The 18,842-nt window shown below is 43.4% G+C and carries 13 protein-coding genes; 6 read left to right on the forward strand and 7 right to left on the reverse strand.

Features of this window, described 5'->3' with window-relative positions; genetic code table 11:
- Window positions 1–2 precede the first annotated feature (2 nt).
- Together truA and PSM36_RS07605 are read left to right on the forward strand one after the other, a co-directional pair.
- A complete protein-coding gene (truA, locus tag PSM36_RS07600) occupies window positions 3–752 on the forward strand; it encodes a tRNA pseudouridine(38-40) synthase TruA (protein ID WP_076930381.1) in 750 nt (249 codons plus the stop codon).
- An 81-nt stretch (window positions 753–833) separates the two neighbouring features.
- Window positions 834–1,562 carry a 3-keto-disaccharide hydrolase gene (locus tag PSM36_RS07605; protein WP_076932125.1) on the forward strand — a complete coding sequence of 243 codons (729 nt, stop codon included), beginning with the start codon at window positions 834–836 and terminating at the stop codon, window positions 1,560–1,562.
- Between the two features lie 119 nt (window positions 1,563–1,681).
- Here the strand turns inward: PSM36_RS07605 and xylE are convergent, their stop codons facing one another.
- The 3 genes from xylE to PSM36_RS07620 all read right to left on the reverse strand — a co-directional run bounded on the left by xylE (window position 1,682) and on the right by PSM36_RS07620 (window position 6,056).
- Entirely contained in the window at window positions 1,682–3,076 is a 1,395-nt protein-coding gene (gene xylE / locus PSM36_RS07610; RefSeq protein ID WP_076930383.1) for a D-xylose transporter XylE, read from the reverse strand.
- A 48-nt stretch (window positions 3,077–3,124) separates the two neighbouring features.
- Window positions 3,125–4,456, reverse strand: a complete 1,332-nt coding sequence (gene xylA / locus PSM36_RS07615) for a xylose isomerase (RefSeq protein WP_076930384.1) — start codon at window positions 4,454–4,456, stop codon at window positions 3,125–3,127.
- Between the two features lie 127 nt (window positions 4,457–4,583).
- Window positions 4,584–6,056, reverse strand: a complete 1,473-nt coding sequence (locus PSM36_RS07620; protein WP_076930386.1) for a xylulokinase — start codon at window positions 6,054–6,056, stop codon at window positions 4,584–4,586.
- 247 nt (window positions 6,057–6,303) lie between these two features.
- On the opposite strand from PSM36_RS07620, the gene PSM36_RS07625 reads away from it, so the two are divergent.
- Window positions 6,304–7,068, forward strand: a complete 765-nt coding sequence (locus tag PSM36_RS07625; protein WP_076930388.1) for an NUDIX hydrolase — start codon at window positions 6,304–6,306, stop codon at window positions 7,066–7,068.
- Window positions 7,069–7,161: 93 nt separating this feature from the next.
- Here PSM36_RS07625 and rho read toward each other — a convergent pair whose 3' ends face one another.
- Window positions 7,162–9,120 (reverse strand): transcription termination factor Rho, encoded by a 1,959-nt coding sequence (gene rho, locus PSM36_RS07630; protein WP_076930390.1) that lies wholly within the window; start codon window positions 9,118–9,120, stop codon window positions 7,162–7,164.
- A 478-nt stretch (window positions 9,121–9,598) separates the two neighbouring features.
- The gene (locus tag PSM36_RS07635; protein WP_139233443.1) at window positions 9,599–10,648 is read right to left on the reverse strand and encodes a DUF6340 family protein; all 1,050 of its coding nucleotides are present in this window, start codon (window positions 10,646–10,648) and stop codon (window positions 9,599–9,601) included.
- A 293-nt stretch (window positions 10,649–10,941) separates the two neighbouring features.
- Here PSM36_RS07635 and PSM36_RS07640 point away from each other — a divergent pair, with 293 nt between their 5' ends.
- The 3 genes from PSM36_RS07640 (at window position 10,942) to PSM36_RS07650 (ending at window position 14,745) form a co-directional block, all read left to right on the forward strand.
- Window positions 10,942–11,814, forward strand: coding sequence for an electron transfer flavoprotein subunit beta/FixA family protein (locus tag PSM36_RS07640; RefSeq protein ID WP_076932126.1), 873 nt, complete (start codon window positions 10,942–10,944; stop codon window positions 11,812–11,814).
- 98 nt (window positions 11,815–11,912) lie between these two features.
- Window positions 11,913–12,938 carry an electron transfer flavoprotein subunit alpha/FixB family protein gene (locus PSM36_RS07645; RefSeq protein WP_076930394.1) on the forward strand — a complete coding sequence of 342 codons (1,026 nt, stop codon included), beginning with the start codon at window positions 11,913–11,915 and terminating at the stop codon, window positions 12,936–12,938.
- A gap of 88 nt (window positions 12,939–13,026) precedes the next feature.
- Entirely contained in the window at window positions 13,027–14,745 is a 1,719-nt protein-coding gene (locus PSM36_RS07650) for an acyl-CoA dehydrogenase family protein (protein WP_076930396.1), read from the forward strand.
- Between the two features lie 712 nt (window positions 14,746–15,457).
- Here the strand turns inward: PSM36_RS07650 and PSM36_RS07655 are convergent.
- Together PSM36_RS07655 and PSM36_RS07660 are read right to left on the reverse strand one after the other, a co-directional pair.
- Complete coding sequence (locus PSM36_RS07655; RefSeq protein ID WP_076932127.1) at window positions 15,458–17,332, reverse strand: AMP-dependent synthetase/ligase; 1,875 nt, start codon at window positions 17,330–17,332, stop codon at window positions 15,458–15,460.
- A gap of 243 nt (window positions 17,333–17,575) precedes the next feature.
- Complete coding sequence (locus PSM36_RS07660) at window positions 17,576–18,796, reverse strand: AraC family transcriptional regulator (protein ID WP_232001543.1); 1,221 nt, start codon at window positions 18,794–18,796, stop codon at window positions 17,576–17,578.
- Between the last annotated feature and the right edge of the window lie 46 nt (window positions 18,797–18,842).

The raw sequence follows: 18,842 nt of genomic DNA on the forward strand, positions 1-18,842 counted from the left end.
GGATGTCCCGTTTTTTTATCACACTTTCCTATAACGGAAAAAATTATGTGGGCTGGCAGATCCAGCCTAACGGAATGAGTGTGCAGCAGGCGCTTCAGGATGCACTCTCTGTGATTTTAAGGAAGGACGTGATGGTGGTAGGTGCCGGCAGGACTGATGCAGGCGTGCATGCCCGTGAGATGATTGCCCATTTCGACTGGGAAGGAGATATTTTTTCTCCGGATGATCTGGTATACAGACTCAATAATTTCCTTCCGAAAGATATTTCCCTTTCCACTATACGACAGGTGCACCCGGATGTGCATGCACGCTTCAGTGCGGTTTCGCGTACTTATAAATATTATGTGACGACGGTGAAAGATCCGTTTCTCTATGAATACTCTTACCGGGTGTTTTTTCAACCCGATATTGAGGCGATGAATACCTTCTGTGAAGTATTGAAAGAATATAAAGACTTCACCAGTTTCAGTAAGCTGCATACCGATGTGAAGACCAACAATTGCCGTATTGAATATGCCCGGTGGGAGAAAAAAGAAGAGTTGTACGAATTTACCATCCGAGCCGACCGTTTTCTTAGGAATATGGTGCGTGCTATTGTAGGAACATTGTTACAAGCGGGTAGGGGACGACTCGATGAACAGGGGTTTCGACGTATTATTGAAGCCGGAAATCGGAATGTGGCAGGTGACTCTGCACCGGGACATGCCCTTTTCCTGGAAAAGGTGATCTATCCTGATGATATCTGGTTGTGACAAGAGGTGGTAACCTGTTATTCCATGGGGAATAGTCTGTATAAACCAAAAATATATTAATCGAAAGTAAAAGATAACATGATGAAAAAGAGCATTTTATTAACTATTTGTGTCATTTATTCTCTCAGTGCATTTACGCAATGGACACCTGCACAGACCGAATGGTATTATCCCGTACCAGAGAAAGTCATCCCGGGTAAAACAGCCGGTGCCGCACCTTCTGATGCCATTATACTCTTTGATGGGGGAGATCTTTCTGAATGGGTGAATGAAAAGGGTGAAAAACCGCGGTGGAATGTAGAGAATGGAGTCTTATCAGTCAGGCCGGGCACGGGAGCAATTATGACCAAGGAACATTTTGGCGATTGTCAGTTACATATAGAGTTCAGGTCTCCGGATCCGGAAAACCATAACGGTCAAAACCGTGGGAATAGCGGTGTCTTTCTAATGAGCCGGTATGAAGTTCAGGTACTGGATGGTGATAATAACGATACTTATGTGAACGGGATGGTGGGCAGTATATATAAACAGGCAGCCCCATTGGCCAATGCATATACAAAAAACGGGGAATGGCAGGTGTATGATATTTACTGGAAAGCACCCAGATTTGGGGCTGGAGGCGAGCTGGAGTCTCCTGCAATGATAACAGTGGTATTGAACGGTATCCTTATACAAAACAATTATATACTGAAAGGGCATACTCCTTATATCGGATTGCCGGAGTACAATGCCCATGGAAGACTTCCCCTGATGCTTCAGGATCATGGAACGGCAGTATCTTTCCGGAATATCTGGATAAGGAATTTATAGTGTATATGCTCTGGAACTTCTGAAATGGATCTGTTACCGGATTACCGCAAAGACAAGTATGTCAAAATTTATCCGGTGATAGGAGAATAAATGTTATCTTATCACCGGATATTTTATCTTCAACGTTTTTTCCACAATTTCTCCATCTCTTCAAGTGATTTGCCTTTCGTTTCAGGTACCATCTTCCAGACAAACAATGCTGAAATGACAGCCATCAATCCGTAAAAACCGTAAGTCATTCCACTGCTGAATTCCATCATCGCTGGGTAAGTGGATGAAATCAGATAGTTGGCAAACCATTGGAAAGCAACGGCAACTGCCACAGCCTGGCCACGAATCCTGTTGGGGAAGATCTCTGATATGAGCACCCAGCAAATCGGCCCCCACGACATCATGAAAGAAGCAGTGTATATAATAATAAATATCAATGTGCCGATCCCTATAATGTTGTTAAATGCCAGTGCCGATATGGCAAACATACCTACAGCCATCCCTATCGATCCTGTAATGAGAAGTGGTTTCCGCCCCCATTTATCAACTGTTAGAATTGCCACAACCGTAAAGACAACATTTACAAAACCCATTACAATGGTTTGTAACATCGAAGCATCTTTAGCCGCACCCATGCTTTCAAAAATGCGGGGAGCGTAATAAAGAGCCACATTTATTCCTACAAATTGCTGGAAGACCGATAATAGAATACCTATGATTATCACTATCTTTCCATATGAGAATAGCTTTGCACGTTCAGTAGTCTGTCCTACAGACTGCTTAATCTCCGAGAAAATCGTTTGCGTTTTCAGCTTGTCGCTATAAATTTTATTCAAAACCGACATCGCTTGCTCATTCCGGTCTGACAGCACCAGGAATCTCGGTGTTTCGGGAACCAGAAGTAATAAGATCCCGAACAATGCAGCAGGAATAGCTTCCGATGCAAACATATACCTCCATCCTATAGCATTTATCCATTCTATACTCTGTCCGTTGGCAATAGCCCAATTTACAAAGTAGACCACCAACATTCCAAGGATAATGGCAAACTGGTTGAATGAGACCAGCCGGCCACGAATATCTGCAGGGGCTATCTCGCTGATATACATGGGTGACACCGCAGAGGCAAGTCCTACCCCAATACCACCGATGATACGATATAAGTTGAACACCAGCAGTAATCCTATTGAAGGCTCTCCCCTGGTAAAGAATAGCGTTTCCGGATAGCCCGATCCCAGGGCGGACAGAAAGAACAATACTGAAGCAAATAATAGTGTTTTCTTACGTCCCAGACGATTTGAAAAGAATCCTGACAGTACTCCTCCTATTATACAACCGATCAATGCGCTTGAGACCGTGGCTCCGTGTATCAGGGAATTCAACCCCAACGGCCTGATAAGATAGGCTTCAATAGATTTCTCAGCTCCTGAAATTACCGCTGTATCGTATCCGAAAAGCAATCCTCCCAGGGTAGCGACCAATGTGATACCGAACAGGTAAGGTTTATTATACTGTTTTATCATATGATGGGAAATTGAACAATACAAACTCTTGTCATTGCATATCCTGTTTTAGATATACATATTTAAAATAGCTTCGTATAACTCCTGCTTACCACTGATTTGTTCAGGTTCTCTGCCTAACGATAGTGCATATTCACGCAGTTCTTCCAGGGAGAGTTTTCCCTCCTCGAATTCTTTTCCTTTGCCATTGTCGAAAGAGGCGTATCTCTCTTTCCGCATTGTGGAATAGGGCGACTCTTCAAGGATTGCAGCAGCAGCCTCCAACGCATGCGCGAAAGCATCCATACCGGCAATATGGGCGATGAAAATATCTTCCAGGTCAGTGGAATTCCGGCGGGTTTTGGCGTCGAAATTTGTTCCGCCACCTTGCAAGCCTCCACTTTCCAGGATGACGAGCATGGCTTGTGTCAGCTCGTATACATCAATAGGAAACTGGTCGGTATCCCATCCGTTCTGATAATCCCCCCTGTTGGCGTCGATGGATCCAAGCATGCCGGCATCTGCCGCACATTGCAGGTCATGTTCAAATGTATGGCCGGCCAGGGTGGCATGGTTCACTTCAATATTCAGTTTAAAATCTTTATCCAGATTATGGGCGCGCAGGAACCCTATCACTGTTTCAGCATCATAATCATACTGATGTTTTGTCGGTTCCATTGGTTTGGGCTCGATAAAGAAAGTACCCTTAAAACCTTTTGCCCTGGCATAATCACGTGCTTTGGTCAACATCATGGCCAGATGCTCTTTTTCCCGTTTCATATCGGTATTGAGTAAACTCATATATCCTTCGCGTCCGCCCCAGAATACATAGTTCTCTCCACCAAGTTCGATCGTGGCATCCAGTGCATTTTTGATTTGCGTAGCGGCATATGCCACACTGTCGAAGTTGGGGTTGGTGGCTGCCCCGTTCATATAGCGCTTGTGACCAAAGACATTGGCAGTTCCCCATAACAGTTTTATACCGGTTTCAGCCTGTTTTTGCTTGGCATAAGCAACGATCGCCTTGAGATTAGCTTCATATTCTTCAATCGAATCGCCTTCGGCAATCAGATCCACATCGTGGAAACAGTAATACTCGATACCTATTTTCTGCATAAATTCAAAACCGGCGTCTAATCGCTGTTTGGCAATATCCAGAGCTGAACTGCCTTGTGCCCAGGGAAATGTTTTTGTTCCCGGTCCGAACGGATCGCCACCCTCAGCACAGAGGGTATGCCAATAAGCCATTGAAAATTTGAACCAATCTTTCATCTTGCGTCCGTAAACCACTTTTTCGGCATTATAATACCGGAATGCCAACGGATTACGACTTTCCTTTCCCTCGAATTTGATCTTCCCTATACCCGGGAAAAATTCCCCTGTTGTTCTTTCAGTTTCCATAATTTAAATTTTTAGAGCCAAGAATCAAGACTCAAGATACAAGACAATTTAATCATGTTCTTGGGCAGAATGACACTCATGCTCGTTTCATAAAATATTTATTAAAAAAGTAGTTGCATCTTTTTCTTTATATCAGGGATTTCCATCGTTGATATGCTTCCTGATATTGTGCTTTGTTCCTATTGTCCGGTTCCACAGTCATAATCTTCTTCAAAGAGGAAAAAGCCTCAGCAGGTGATGCATAAATTCCGGCACCGACACCGGCGGCTTTTGCCGCACCTGCAGCTCCGTCGGTATCGAAAAGTTCGATAACGGCCCCGCTGATTGAAGCCAGTGTCTCCCTGAATAGCGGGCTGAGGAACATATTGGCGTTTCCCGCACGAATAACCCGGATATCCATCCCGATCTCCTCCATGATTTCCATGCCATATTGAAAGGAGAAGACAATTCCTTCCTGTACTCCGCGTAGCAGATCGGAAAGGGAATGAATATTGAAATTGATGCCATGGAACGAGCTGTCTCTATTTCGGTTTTGCAGTACCCGCTCCGCCCCATTTCCAAAAGGAATCACTGAAATGCCTCTTGCACCGATGGGCGAGTGTGCCGCAAGTGCATTCATCCCGTTATAGCTTAATTCTTCCGGCACTATATTTTTCTTTATCCACGAATTGAGGATGCCTGTACCGTTGATGCAGAGTAAAACACCCAATCTTGTCAATTCCGGTTTATGATTGACATGTGCAAAGATATTCACCCTTGAAAGGGGATCATATTTCACTTCATCCAATACCCCGTATACCACCCCCGATGTGCCGGCGGTAGATGCAATCTCTCCCGGATTGAACACATTCAGGGATGCCGCGTTGTTGGGTTGATCCCCTGCACGGTAACTGACCGGTGTTCCGGGGTAGAGACCGAGTTCTCTTGCTGTGGAGCCTGATAACTCTCCTTGTATACCGAATACCGGTGTTATTTCAGGGATTAACTCTTTCTTAAATCCGAAATAATCCATGATTTCCTGTGATATCCTGTTCTCTTTGAAATCCCAGAAAATCCCTTCCGACAGTCCTTCCATGGTAACCGATATCTCGTCCGTTAATTTCATGGCGATATAATCGCCGGGAAGCATAATTTTGTCGATACGGTCATATATCCCAGGTTCATTCTCCTTTACCCATGCCAGTTTGGCAGCAGTGAAATTGCCGGGTGAGTTCAATAGCCGGGACAACACCTTCTCTTCGCCTATTGCATGAAAGGCCCTCTCGCCAAAAGATACCGCACGACTGTCGCACCAAATAATCGAGGGACGTAATACTTCCCTGTTTTTATCCACCATTACCAGTCCGTGCATTTGCCATGAGATACCGATGGCTTTGATATCTTGCGGGTCTACTTGCGATTGCCGGAGTATCGAAGCGTTGGCCAGTTTTAAGTTTGCCCACCACATCCCGGGATCCTGTTCGGCCCATCCCGGCTGTACAGCATACATTGTCATCTCCTTCTTTGGGTAGAAGTCGGAAGCTATTGTTTTTCCGGTCTCAATTTCCACCAAAGCAGCTTTTACCGAAGAGCTGCCTATGTCATATCCTAATACATACATAATCTGTAATTGTTTCTGTTATTCCACTCACTTTTATTTGTGTATACGGAGTAAGTAAGGCATGATTACCCACTGATTAATTCGATGATACAGACCAATATCCTTATTGTATAAAGTACGTATATTGATCTGCAAACTTATTCATTTTTTTTGAATAATAACTACAATAAGAAGAAAAATTAATAAAATAGTTCATATATTTGAGATTTTATTTTGGAGCACAATTTTCTATTGAGTACAATAATTTATGATAGACAATAAAGTGTCACAGGAGACATCCCAGCCAATAGCATATAATCCTCATGTCTCTATTGACTGTGTAGTATTCGGTTTTGATGGGGAAAAATTAAAAATACTCTTAATTGAACGTACGATCAGGGAAGGGGATGGAAATTATAGTGATAAAAAATTGCCGGGAAGCATTATATATCAGGATGAAGATCTGGATACCGCGGCAACGCGCGTTCTGAATGAACTTACGGGTCTAAAAAATATTTTCCTGCATCAGTTTCATAGTTTTGGCGATCCCAAAAGAACCAGTAACCCCCGGGATAAGAATTGGTTGGAGAAAACGACCAATACTAAAATCGGACGTATTGTAACTGTAGGCTACCTTGCACTGATCAAGATCAGCCGGAAAATTATTTTTGAGTCCGAAAATACTACTGCAAGATGGTATGATGTCAAATCGCTTAGCAACATGAAGCTTGCTTTTGACCATAATCAGATTGCGGAGGAAGCGTTGAAGCATATACGCCATCAGGTGATGCTCCAGCCTTATATGCTTTTCGAATTACTACCGCGTAAGTTTACAATGACTCAACTCCGTAATTTATACGACCTTATACTTGAAACAAAATCCGATGTGCGTAATTTTCAAAAGAAAATGTTACAGATCGATGGCCTCGAACAGTTGGATGAAGTTCAAAAGAATGTACCTTACAGGGCTCCCCGGTTGTACCGGTTTAACAAGAGGAAAGCTAAAATATCCAAACTCAAGCCGGGCTTTTAGATAGGAGCAACAAAAAACGCAGCGAACCATGAAGTCCGCTGCGTTTTTTTGTTGTCTGCTTTTCCTTTAGGAGAAAGCTATTTTCCCGGAAGATCAATCATTCATTGAAATAAGGAATTCTTCATTGCTTGAAGTACGTCTCAGACGGGTCAACAGGAATTCCATCGCTTCCACCGAATTCATATCCGAAAGGAAGTTGCGGAGTACCCACATGCGGCTAAGCGTTTCCTGCGACAGGAGCAGGTCGTCACGACGCGTGCTCGATGCAATAATATCCACAGAGGGGAATATCCGTTTGTTGGAGAGTTTGCGGTCGAGTTGCAATTCCATGTTGCCGGTACCCTTGAACTCTTCGAAGATCACGTCGTCCATTTTGGAGCCGGTTTCGGTGAGCGCTGTTGCGATAATGGTAAGTGAACCGCCATGTTCGATGTTACGGGCTGCACCAAAGAACCGTTTTGGTTTATGCAACGCATTGGCGTCCACACCTCCCGAAAGCACCTTTCCCGAAGCAGGTTGTACCGTATTATATGCACGAGCCAGGCGGGTAATGGAGTCGAGCAGTATCACTACATCGTGTCCGCATTCCACCAGCCTGCGGGCCTTGTTCAGTACAATTTCGGCAATCTTCACGTGACGGTCTGCCGGTTCATCGAAAGTAGAAGCGATTACTTCTGCATTTACGCTCCTTTCCATGTCAGTCACCTCTTCAGGGCGTTCGTCAATCAGCAGTATGATCATATATACTTCCGGATGATTGTCGGCAATAGCGTTGGCAATATCCTTCAACAGCATTGTCTTCCCTGTTTTGGGTTGTGCTACGATCAGACCGCGCTGTCCTTTTCCGATAGGAGAGAAGAGGTCAACCACACGACAGGAAAGATTGTCGTTATGTCCTTTGGTGAGGTTGAATTTTTCGTTAGGGAAAAGAGGTTTCAGGTGATCGAAAGGTACACGGTCGCGTACATCATCAGGATTGCGTCCGTTGATATTGTCCACTTTTACCAATGGGAAAAATTTTTCTCCTTCTTTGGGCGGACGGATAGGGCCTTCCACCACATCACCTGTCTTCAGTCCGAAGAGCCGGATTTGTGATTGTGATACATAAATGTCATCGGGCGAGGACATATAGTTGTAATCGGAGGAGCGCAGGAAGCCATAACCGTCAGGCATGATCTCCAATACGCCGGATGCATTCAGTATGCCGTCAAAATCATAAGCGGGATCTTTTTCCTTGGGTTGCGGAGCCTGTACCTGAACTTGAGGTTGTACCTGGCCCTGATGTGCCTGAGGTTGTTTATTCTGTTGTGCAGCCGCCTGTTTAGGTTGCAAAGGCGAAGGCGATATGAGATCCATCATGGATAGTTTACCACCGGGGACAGGAGCCTCTTTCACGGGTGTGTCTGTTTTTTCTTCCGGTGCCTCCTCTGCCACTACCGGTGGTAATGTGACAGGAGCAGGTGTGCTCTTTTCCTCAATACGATGTTTTGAGGAACGAAAAACCAGCTGTATCGGTTTTCCGGGTGCCTTTGGTGTAGCCGTTTCTTCAGCTTTTTTCTCCGGGGTTTCGATTTTTGTTCCGGTTGTTTCAATACTTTTTTCCGGAACTGTTTTGGTAGTTGCCGGCTTAGTTTCCGGCTGACTGCTCAGGGACACTTTTTGTGTTGCCGGAACTTTCTCTTCGGTAACAGCGGACTCTTTCCTCACTAATTTAGGCTTTTCTACAGCCTGCACAGGCTGTGATTGGCTTTGGGTCTTTGTCTTGTCTTCTTTTTTATCGGTTTCCTTTTCTTTGGGTTCCTCTTTCCTGTTAGAAGTTTTATTTCTTTGGGTGTTCGTTTTGCTGTCGGAACCTCTTCTCGGTGTGTAACCCTGTTGGGTTCCACCGTCTGCGCTCAATTTTTTTGTTTCGGCAATTGCCTGTTCATCAAGGATTTTATAAATGAGCTCTTCCTTTTTGTATGCATCGGGACGTCTTATTCCCATCTCTTTGGCGAGAACTCGTAATTCTGTTGTGAGCTTTTCATTAAGCTCAATAATGTTATAAGCCATGTAGGTGTATGAAATTCGTTATGGTTTTTGAATAAATATTGTTATTGATGTTCTGATCTTAATTTGGCATCTGTTGAACTTTGCCATGAAAGGAACTATTTCGATAAATAAATACAGCAGCAAAACCTGCTTTGACTTTGTTAAGTGTAGGACTATTTTATCAAGTGAGAGCAGAGTAAATTTATTTGCTTTGCCGAACGCTGAAATAGTCTAAAGCACTTGAAATAGCACAATAAAAATTGAAAATAACTAAGTTTACTAGAACTATGTCGAGCACAGAAAAAGTCTAATAAGAAAAAGTCTAATGTTATTGAACAGTAGTTATGAGTAAAATTACTGTTATAAGATTTGATGGCAAAGGTAATCCTTTTTTTGAAAACTGGAAATTAAGTTTGGAGTTTTTTTAGGTTGAGATAAAATAAACCCGAAAAAAGGAGATCAAATCGCTTTTTTCGGGTCATCCATGGATAGAATCTCATTACAGGTCATCCATATTTAATCTGTTGGAATTATTGTTCCGCCTTTCAATTTCGTTTTTGTAAAGGAGTGATCTCCTTCTCTCCAGAGAGTTGGGTGCTGTAGATTCAATGAACAGGTTATTTGAAAGGGTTGCCCATTCCAATGCCTGTTCCATATCGTCTAACATCTCATAAGCCAGCGCGATGTTACTTGCGGCTTTGGCTTTGTCAGTTTTTTTAGAACTGTTATTATAGAAAGCTTCCCATTTTTCAATTGCTTCCTCCCATTGCGACCCTTTAGCGTAGGCTTCTCCTTCACGCATCAGTGAGTTGGGCAACGTGTAATACCATCTGTCCTGCATCTCCCAATGCGGGGCAAATACGTAAGTCATCTTCTCCGCAGCCCTTACTGACAAAAGTTTTACCGCTTCCTCACGGGAGGGGAGCATAATATCGGCATAGGCCTTTCCATCCTGGATGTCAAACCCTTCCCAATGGATGCTGTCGGTGTATTGCACCGCAGGAATTTTTCCTTCCATGGTAGGCATATATACACGGAGGATGGAATGTATTTTTCCGGTCATATCAGCATAGATATACCCCTGTTGCTTGAAATGATCTCTCTTTTTGGTTTCAATGATCAGCTTGTCGAGAGAGATAATTGCATCAGCACCTGTTTCCTTTCTTATTCTGTTCATTGTTTCGGGTTCGAGCGGTCTCTCCCTGAAGAAGTCATTGTCCTTCCTCAACGGTTCATTATAATGTATTACCCTGTGAAAATAATCCTCTTCATCCAGAAACTGGGCCAGAGCTTCGGTGTAAAAAATAGCGGCACTGTCGGCCGGTGCTTTTACCCTTTCAGCTTGCGTATGTCCTATCGGGATGCTGTCGTGTCCTACTTCATCGGGTTGTTGTAGCACATTATTGACAATCGCTATCGAAAGTACATTTGAAGGGAGATTCACCTGTGCCGGCTCACGCGTTTCCACTGTCAGGTATTTAATTCCGGCACAACTGCTCATCATCAGAGCCAAAAAAAGAATTATCAAAGAGGATGTTGTCTTTTGCATACGATTAAAATTTACTGCAAAGTTATCATATTTCATTCATATTTACAGAAAAATAAATATTTTCTGCTGAAGCCTTTTGTATTACTTATTCATGTTTCCTAAGTCGTGTGATTGCCTTTAAGGCATTCAGTGGAATTATACTATTATAGAGATAAGTTTCTCCATGTTTGGTTTAATGCCTCATTTCATTTTTTAGAAAATTGATAATGTAGCGCTAGGCATGGCAAATTTTATTATATTTGCGTTCTTAAAACATTTAATACATCTATAAGAGATAAACTAATCTAATGAATATGGCTTTTAACATTATTGTGTTGGCTAAGCAGGTTCCCGATACACGGAATGTGGGGAAAGATGCGATGAAAGCCGACGGGACTGTAAACAGGGCGGCACTGCCCGCCATCTTTAATCCTGAGGATTTGAATGCGATGGAGCAGGCGTTAGACATCAAGGACCGGTTTCCCGGTTCAACCATTACGGTGCTGACTATGGGACCTGGACGTGCTGCCGAAATTTTACGTGAAGGGTTGTTTCGTGGAGCAGACGATGGAGTGTTGTTAACCGACAGGGCTTTTGCCGGTGCAGACACGCTGGCTACTTCATACGCATTGTCGATGGCGATCCGTAAAATCGGAAAGTTCGATATCATTATTTCGGGACGTCAGGCCATTGACGGTGATACAGCACAGGTTGGCCCGCAGGTGGCCGAAAAGTTGGGAGTTCCGCAAATCACCTATGCTGAGAATATTGAAAAGATCGGGAATGGTAAAATAACCGTCAAGCGCCGTTTGGAAAATGGGGTGGAAGTGGTAGAATGTCCTCTTCCGGTGGTTGTCACTGTGAACGGTTCTGCCCGTGCTTGCCGTCCCCGTAATGCAAAATTATTATTGAAATACAAACATGCCAAAACCGTTACCGAACGGCAGGCTGAGAATATCGACTATATAGATATCTATAGCAGCCGCCCCTATCTGAACCTGACCGAATGGAGTGTGGATGATGTGGAAGCCGACAAGGTACAGTGCGGTCTCTCCGGCTCTCCTACAAAAGTGAAAAAGATAGAGAATGTGGTGTTTCAGGCTAAAGAGAGCAGGCATCTTACCGACGACGATGTCGATATTGAAGAGTTGATGAAAGAACTGATAGATAGTCACACGATTGGATAACACAACTATTTCGTTAAGCTAAATGAGCAGAAGATAAACCTGTTTATATTCTGCCATAGCGAGAAATAGTCTAATTTTAATGAAGGAACAGATTAAACATGAATAACTTATTTGTATATTTGGAAATCGAGGATGGAGTAGTAGCCGATGTGAGCCAGGAACTACTGACCAAAGGGCGCTCACTTGCCGGACAGTTGGATTGTAAACTCGAAGCCATCGCTGCCGGATCTGTTGCCGACCTCGAAAAAATAGAAGGGCAGGTATTCCCATATGGTGTGGATGTGCTCCATCTTTTCAAAGATGATCGCCTGTCGCCATATACCACGCTTCCGCATACTTCTATCCTGACGGAACTTTTTAAAAAAGAACAGCCGCAGATTTGTCTTATGGGTGCTACCATTATTGGTCGGGATCTGGGCCCACGTGTTTCATCCCTTCTGGGTAGCGGTCTTACAGCCGACTGTACCTCACTTGAGATAGGTGACCATGAGGACCGGAAAGCAGGAAAGACCTACAAAAATCTGCTTTACCAGATACGCCCTGCCTTTGGAGGTAATATCGTGGCATGGATCATCAATCCCGATTGCCGCCCGCAGATGGCTACCGTACGTGAAGGGGTGATGAAGAAAGAAATTTTCGACCCTTATTATAAAGGTGAGACCGTGGAGCACAATGTGGCTGACTATGTGAAAGAGGAAGATTTTGTAGTTTCTATTATCGACCGCCATATCGAAAAATCGAAAGTAAACATCAAGAATTCACCCATTATCGTCTCCGGAGGATATGGAGTGGGTTCAAAAGAGAACTTCCAACTGCTTTATCAACTGGCCGACGTGCTGGGAGCCGAAGTAGGGGCTTCTCGTGCCGCAGTGGATGCCGGCTTCACAGAACATGAACGCCAAGTGGGACAGACAGGGATCACCGTCCGCCCCAAGGTCTATATTGCTTGTGGTATATCGGGGCAGATACAACACATCGCCGGTATGCAGGACAGTTCTATCATTATTTCTATCAATAACGACCCCAACGCGCCTATCAACTCAATCGCTGATTATGTGATCACCGGTGAAATAGAGAAGGTAATTCCGAAGATGATCAAGTATTATAAGAAGAATTCAAAATAAGGGGACAGAGAGAGTGTGTGGAGAGGAGGGAAAGTAAATTCCGGCTTTTCCGAAACCAATAACAATAAATAATATTCAGAAGAACGAAATGGCAAACTTTTATACAGATACACCGCAATTCCGTCATTATCTTCAGCACCCGCTGATGAAACGAATTGTGGAATTGAAAGAGAGAAATTATGCAGATCGTGAAACATATGATTACGCTCCGATGGATTTTGAGGACGCGATGGACAGTTACGACAAGGTGCTGGAAGTGGTAGGCGAGATCTGTGGCGATATCATTGAACCGAATGCTGAAAAAGTAGATCATAGCGGACCTACGGTAAATGAGGGGCGAGTGACTTATGCTGCACCTACACAGGAAAACCTGGATGCCCTCAATAAGGCGGAACTGATGGGGATGGGGCTTGCCCGTAAGTATGGTGGTCTCAATTTTCCGATGGTGCCCTATATGATGAGCGCCGATATTGTCAGCCGTGCCGATGCCAGCTTCCAGAATATCTGGATGTTGCAGGACTGCGGTGAGACAATATATGAATTTGCCGATGAAAAGCAGAGGGAAAAATACCTGCCCCGTATCGTAAAAGGGGAGACCATGTCGATGGATCTTACCGAACCCGATGCCGGATCGGATCTTCAGGCGGTTATGTTGAAGGCAACCTATAACGAAAAGGAAGATCAGTGGTACCTGAACGGTGTGAAGCGTTTTATCACCAACGGCGATGCCGATATCCATTTGGTACTTGCCCGCTCGGAAGAGGGTACCAAAGATGCCCGCGGCTTGTCGATGTTTGTCTATGACAAGAGAAATGGAGGAGTGGATGTACGCCGTATCGAAAATAAGATGGGAATCAAGGGGGCACCCACCTGCGAATTGGTATATAAAAATGCCAAAGCTGAATTGGTTGGATCGCGCCGGATGGGACTGATCAAATATGTGATGTCGCTGATGAACGGTGCCCGTCTTGGAATTATGGCCCAGTCGGTAGGTATATCGGAAGCAGCTACCCGTGAGGCATACAACTATGCTCTTGAGCGTCGTCAGTTCGGAAAAGCCATTATTGAGTTCCCTCCGGTGTATGAGATGCTGGCCAATATGCGGGCCAGGACCGATGCGTCGCGTGCATTACTGTATGAGACCTGCCGTTTTGTGGATATGTATAAAACACTGGAAGATATCAGCCGGGAACGGAAACTGACTCCTGAGGAACGGAATGAGATGAAGCACTTTTCCCGTTTGGCAGATGCTTTCACTCCTCTTGGAAAGGGAATGAGTAGTGAATATGCTAACCAGAATGCTTACGACTCCATCCAGATACATGGAGGATCGGGTTATATGAAAGATTACAAGTGCGAGCGTCTCTACCGTGATGCACGTATCACCAATATTTACGAAGGTACTACCCAGTTACAGGTGGTGGCTGCAATCCGTCACGTCACGACTGGAACCTATCTGCAGCAGATCAAAGAGTATGCAGCTATGCCGGTCGTGCCTGAACTGGAAGCGTTGAAGCGTGATTTGGCTAACATGGCAGAGACCTATGAAAAAATGGTGGAGGCAGTTATCTCTCCCAAGGATGAGGATTATCTCGATTTCCATGCACGTCGTCTCGTGGAAAGTGCTGCACATATAATTATGGGGCACCTTCTTTTGCAGGATGCCAATAAAGAACCGGAAATGTTCCGTCGCAGTGCGGAAGTCTATATCCATTACGGAGAGATAGAGGTGATGAAAAATTACAACTTCGTCACCAAATCACGTATTGAAGATCTAGGTTATTATAAACCGGTTATCGGCGAGTAGGGATCAACTTTTTTCAGATATTATAAAGCGGGGGAATTGAGTTTCTTCCGCTTTTTCTATCTCTTAGGGTTTAATTCCTTTAAGATACCCCGACCGCTTGCGGCACGGAAATCCATTAAGTAAGTGTAAATTACAGTAAATAATCTCTTGCTTAACGAAATAGTAGACTTTTCATGCAATGTTTTGGTATCCTGTTTCGTCTATATAGTGGATAGCCTAAAAATGATATAGAAACCATTTCATAAAGTAAATAAAAATGAACAGATTTTCTTTGATTACAGTCTTGGTCTTATCCATGTTCTGTATTTGCACAGGTTGCGAAAAGAATGAAACCGATGCTTCGAATGTAGATATGCAGACAATAATCCATGCGGAACGCTATGGTCAATTGGACAATAATACTCCTTTGACCCAAGTTCGAATTACAGGGGATGAACTGCATGTAACCATTACGGCAAGTGGATGCAACGGTTCAAGATGGGAAGCCACATTGATAGATTCCGGTAAACAGGCCTATTCCAATCCCCCACAGCGATATGCTAAAATAGAATTTGTGAACAACGAAGATTGTCTGGCAGTGATATCCCGGACTTTTGTATTTAATCTGAAGCCTCTCCGGGTAAAGGAATCCCGAAAAGTATACATCAATTTAGAAGGATGGCCCAATTGTTATTATATACATATTAAAACATCCCGTTTTTCTTTACGAAATTTACAATATCTTCTCCAACGCTTCCAGGTTCTCCGCAGACGTAGCCGGTTTACCTTCGGGGGTATAAAGCGATGCTATTTTCGAAGCATACGTTTCATAAACCTTGTGCTTCACGATCTTCATGGTGGAGTTCACTAGTCCATTCTTTTCGGAGAAGGGTTCTTCTATAACGGCAAAAGCCGAAGGTATCCAGCGATGGGGGAACAGTCCATCGTGCTTGCCACCGCTCCTGTACGCGTTGATCGCTTTTTCTATCAGAAGCGCGGCTTGTTCGGGATCGGCCTTTACTTTTTGCAACTCTGCCGCATTTGGCACAATAAGCGCTGTTGTATAAGGACTTTGATTGTTGTAGAGTACACACTGGTCGATAAAGGGTGATGTGGAGACGATCGATTCTTCAATCCCTTCGGGAGAGAATTTCTCACCATCGTCACTTATCAGCAGCGATTTAGTGCGTCCCAACACATAGAGATAGCCGTCCTTATCGATATATCCCATATCGCCTGTCCTGAGCCAACCGTCCACAATGGTTTCTGCCGTTGCCTGGGGATTTTTCCAATATCCTTTCATTACATTTCCCCCGCGAATGATGATCTCGCCTTTTTCACCTATAGACACTTCCTTGAGGTTGTCATCCACAATCTTGATATCCATACGGGGAACAGGTTTTCCGGAAGACCCCAGCTTGTGTGCATGCGGACTGTTCGCCGAAATAATAGGTGTCGCCTCCGATAAACCGTAGCCCTGATACATGGGGATACCGATAGCGTAAAAGAACCGTTGTAACTCGATATCCAAGAGCGCCCCACCACCAATAAAGAAATCCATATTACTGGCAAATGATTGTCTTATCTTGGAGAAGATCAGCTTATCATAAATGGAGAGCATCAAACGTCCGCGTCCTCCTTTATTATATCCTTCTTTATTATAGGCATAAGCGGTTTTGAGCGCTCTTCTGAATAATGAGGCGGTGAATTTTCCTTTTTTCTCTATCTCTGCTTCTATACTCTTTCGGAAATTAGAAGCGAGTGCCGGAACGCTCATCAGTATATGTGGGTTAATAGCTTTGATACTTTTGGGTACATTGCGCAGGATCTCCATGGGCGACTTCCCCATTGCAACAGATGCAATGGAAGCCCCGCATTTCATGAAGGTATAGATCCCGGCTGTATGGCCGAAGGAATGATCCCAGGGTAATATCAACAGGGTACAGTAATGTGGAGGGATCCCGTTGAGGATATCCACAGCTTGTCCTGCATTGCATACATAATTGCCGTGGGTAAGCATGATTCCTTTCGGATTGGCAGTGGTGCCTGATGTATAGGATATGTTTGCCAAAGAATCGGGTTTCACTGTCTCCATCCTCTCTTTCAAAACTGACGGATTGGTTTCGAGGAGTCTTTTTCCAGCTTCTGTCACCGATTCGAACGACTGTTCGTCATTTTCGGGCTGATCTTCCGGATCCAGTAATATGTAATGCTTCACAGTGGAGAACAGTCCCTTCATCGGACGCAGTTTTGCAATCTGCTGATCCGAGGCAAGTACAGCTACACACCCGGAGTGATTGATCCGGAAACTCAGATCCTGTTCGGTCTGGAGCTTCACAGACAAAGGCACACTGGCTGCCCCGGCGTGGAGAATGCCTAATTCGCCGATCACCCAGTTGTTTTTTCCTTCGGAAATAAGTGCTATACGGTCACCTGCCTCAATTCCCAATGCAATAAGCCCTGCTGCGAACTGCAAAGATTGTTCTTGTACCTGCTTATACGTTAAAGATGTGTATTGTGTGCCTTTTCTTGCTTCGTGCAGATAGGGCCGATCGCCGTATTTCTCTACGGCTTCTTTCAGTAAGTCCAGAATGGTATTGTTTTCCATATAATCATTGGATTGTATTGCGGGTGCAAATATAACTACCACTTGGTGATTTTACCCCATCTTTGTTGAATAAATTTTGGGGATAGATTGTAAATCGCACATATTTATATGGTTATAGGGTGTTCGCTGGACTGTTTTTTTGTATGAAATTATTTCTTTGCTGGTACTCTGTCTGTAATGGTGTTGATAAACCGTGCCGTAACTTTATGTAAGTGCGGTATATGGTCTATTTTGACGAATATATTATTGTGTTTCTGGCTTCAAAAATTTTTTACGAAAATTTAAAGGTGTCTGACCGGTATTTTTTTTGAAGATCCGATAAGCATTTCTTATATCATTAAAACCTGTCTCAATGGCGATATCCAAAAAACTTTTTTCTGTAGTTAATAATTCGAAGGAAATATGTTCTATTTTCTTTTCCAGAATGAATTGGTAAATGGAGGAACCCATGATTGCTTTGAATTTCTTTTCAAGGTTTCTTCGGCCAAGCGGAACAACTTGCGTTAGTTGATCAATTGAAATGTTTGTTTTGCAATTTTTTTCAATATATTCTATTATCGTTGTGATGTATTTGTTTGAGATATTATATTTTTCCGTAGATTGTCGCTGTTCGATATGTAGTGGCTTTTTGACTATATTGAAAGGAATATTCTTTTTATTTACAATCAGTGCATGGATCTTTTTTCCAGCTATATACCCGATATTTTCATCGTCGGTTACAATAGACGAGATGGATGGATAAGATAAGTTACAGATAAGTTCGTCATTATCAACTCCGAGTAAGCATAACTCATTTGGAATATCGATATTGTTTATTTTACACATCTCTGCCACTTGAAGGGCAAAATAATCATCACATGCGAAAACGGCAACAGGTTTTGGAAGCAATGACAGCCATTCATCCAATTCTATATGACTTCTACTCCATTGGCTATTTGTTAAATATTCCGATTCAAAGTAATAATAATTACCTCCTAATTTTTCTACTTCGATTCTATATCCTTCAGCTCTTCCTTTCGACCAGAGGAAATTTTTGTTACCATAGAAAGCGAAATTTTTAAACTTTTTTTTAGCGAAAAAACTCGCGGCCATTGCACCCACTTCTATATAGTCACCGGAAATTTTTGAAAACCAATCGGCGTTATCTTCATAATTTTGAAGGAATACAGGAATATCCAGTTGTTTTAAAAATTGAATCTCGTTGTATTCCCATTGGACAAAGATTGCGTCGATACCCCAATCTTTGATTCGTTCTACAATGCCGGCTTCTCCGTAAAGCACTTTATAATACAAAGGTAATCGATAAAATGTCCAAGGTCCGTTCTCATGTGCGTAACGAATCAGGCCAGTAAGAAAACGACGACTGAATTCAGTGGCAGAATCTATAAGGACAAGTATTTTGATCATTGCTAATCTATAAAGAATCTCTTTAACCAGATTTAAATCATTATTTTCATTTAACAATACAAATAGTATATTGTTCTATAATCAATACTATTTCTATAAATCT

It is taken from the genome of Proteiniphilum saccharofermentans, from assembly GCF_900095135.1.
Lineage (GTDB): Bacteria > Bacteroidota > Bacteroidia > Bacteroidales > Dysgonomonadaceae > Proteiniphilum > Proteiniphilum saccharofermentans.

Coding starts and splice junctions, on each gene's coding strand:
- truA (WP_076930381.1), top strand. CDS start 3: ATGTCCCGTTTTTTTATCACACTTTCCTATAACGGAAAAAATTATGTG.
- PSM36_RS07605 (WP_076932125.1), top strand. CDS start 834: ATGAAAAAGAGCATTTTATTAACTATTTGTGTCATTTATTCTCTCAGT.
- xylE (WP_076930383.1), bottom strand. CDS start 3,076: ATGATAAAACAGTATAATAAACCTTACCTGTTCGGTATCACATTGGTC.
- xylA (WP_076930384.1), bottom strand. CDS start 4,456: ATGGAAACTGAAAGAACAACAGGGGAATTTTTCCCGGGTATAGGGAAG.
- PSM36_RS07620 (WP_076930386.1), bottom strand. CDS start 6,056: ATGTATGTATTAGGATATGACATAGGCAGCTCTTCGGTAAAAGCTGCT.
- PSM36_RS07625 (WP_076930388.1), top strand. CDS start 6,304: ATGATAGACAATAAAGTGTCACAGGAGACATCCCAGCCAATAGCATAT.
- rho (WP_076930390.1), bottom strand. CDS start 9,120: ATGGCTTATAACATTATTGAGCTTAATGAAAAGCTCACAACAGAATTA.
- PSM36_RS07635 (WP_139233443.1), bottom strand. CDS start 10,648: ATGCAAAAGACAACATCCTCTTTGATAATTCTTTTTTTGGCTCTGATG.
- PSM36_RS07640 (WP_076932126.1), top strand. CDS start 10,942: ATGGCTTTTAACATTATTGTGTTGGCTAAGCAGGTTCCCGATACACGG.
- PSM36_RS07645 (WP_076930394.1), top strand. CDS start 11,913: ATGAATAACTTATTTGTATATTTGGAAATCGAGGATGGAGTAGTAGCC.
- PSM36_RS07650 (WP_076930396.1), top strand. CDS start 13,027: ATGGCAAACTTTTATACAGATACACCGCAATTCCGTCATTATCTTCAG.
- PSM36_RS07655 (WP_076932127.1), bottom strand. CDS start 17,332: ATGGAAAACAATACCATTCTGGACTTACTGAAAGAAGCCGTAGAGAAA.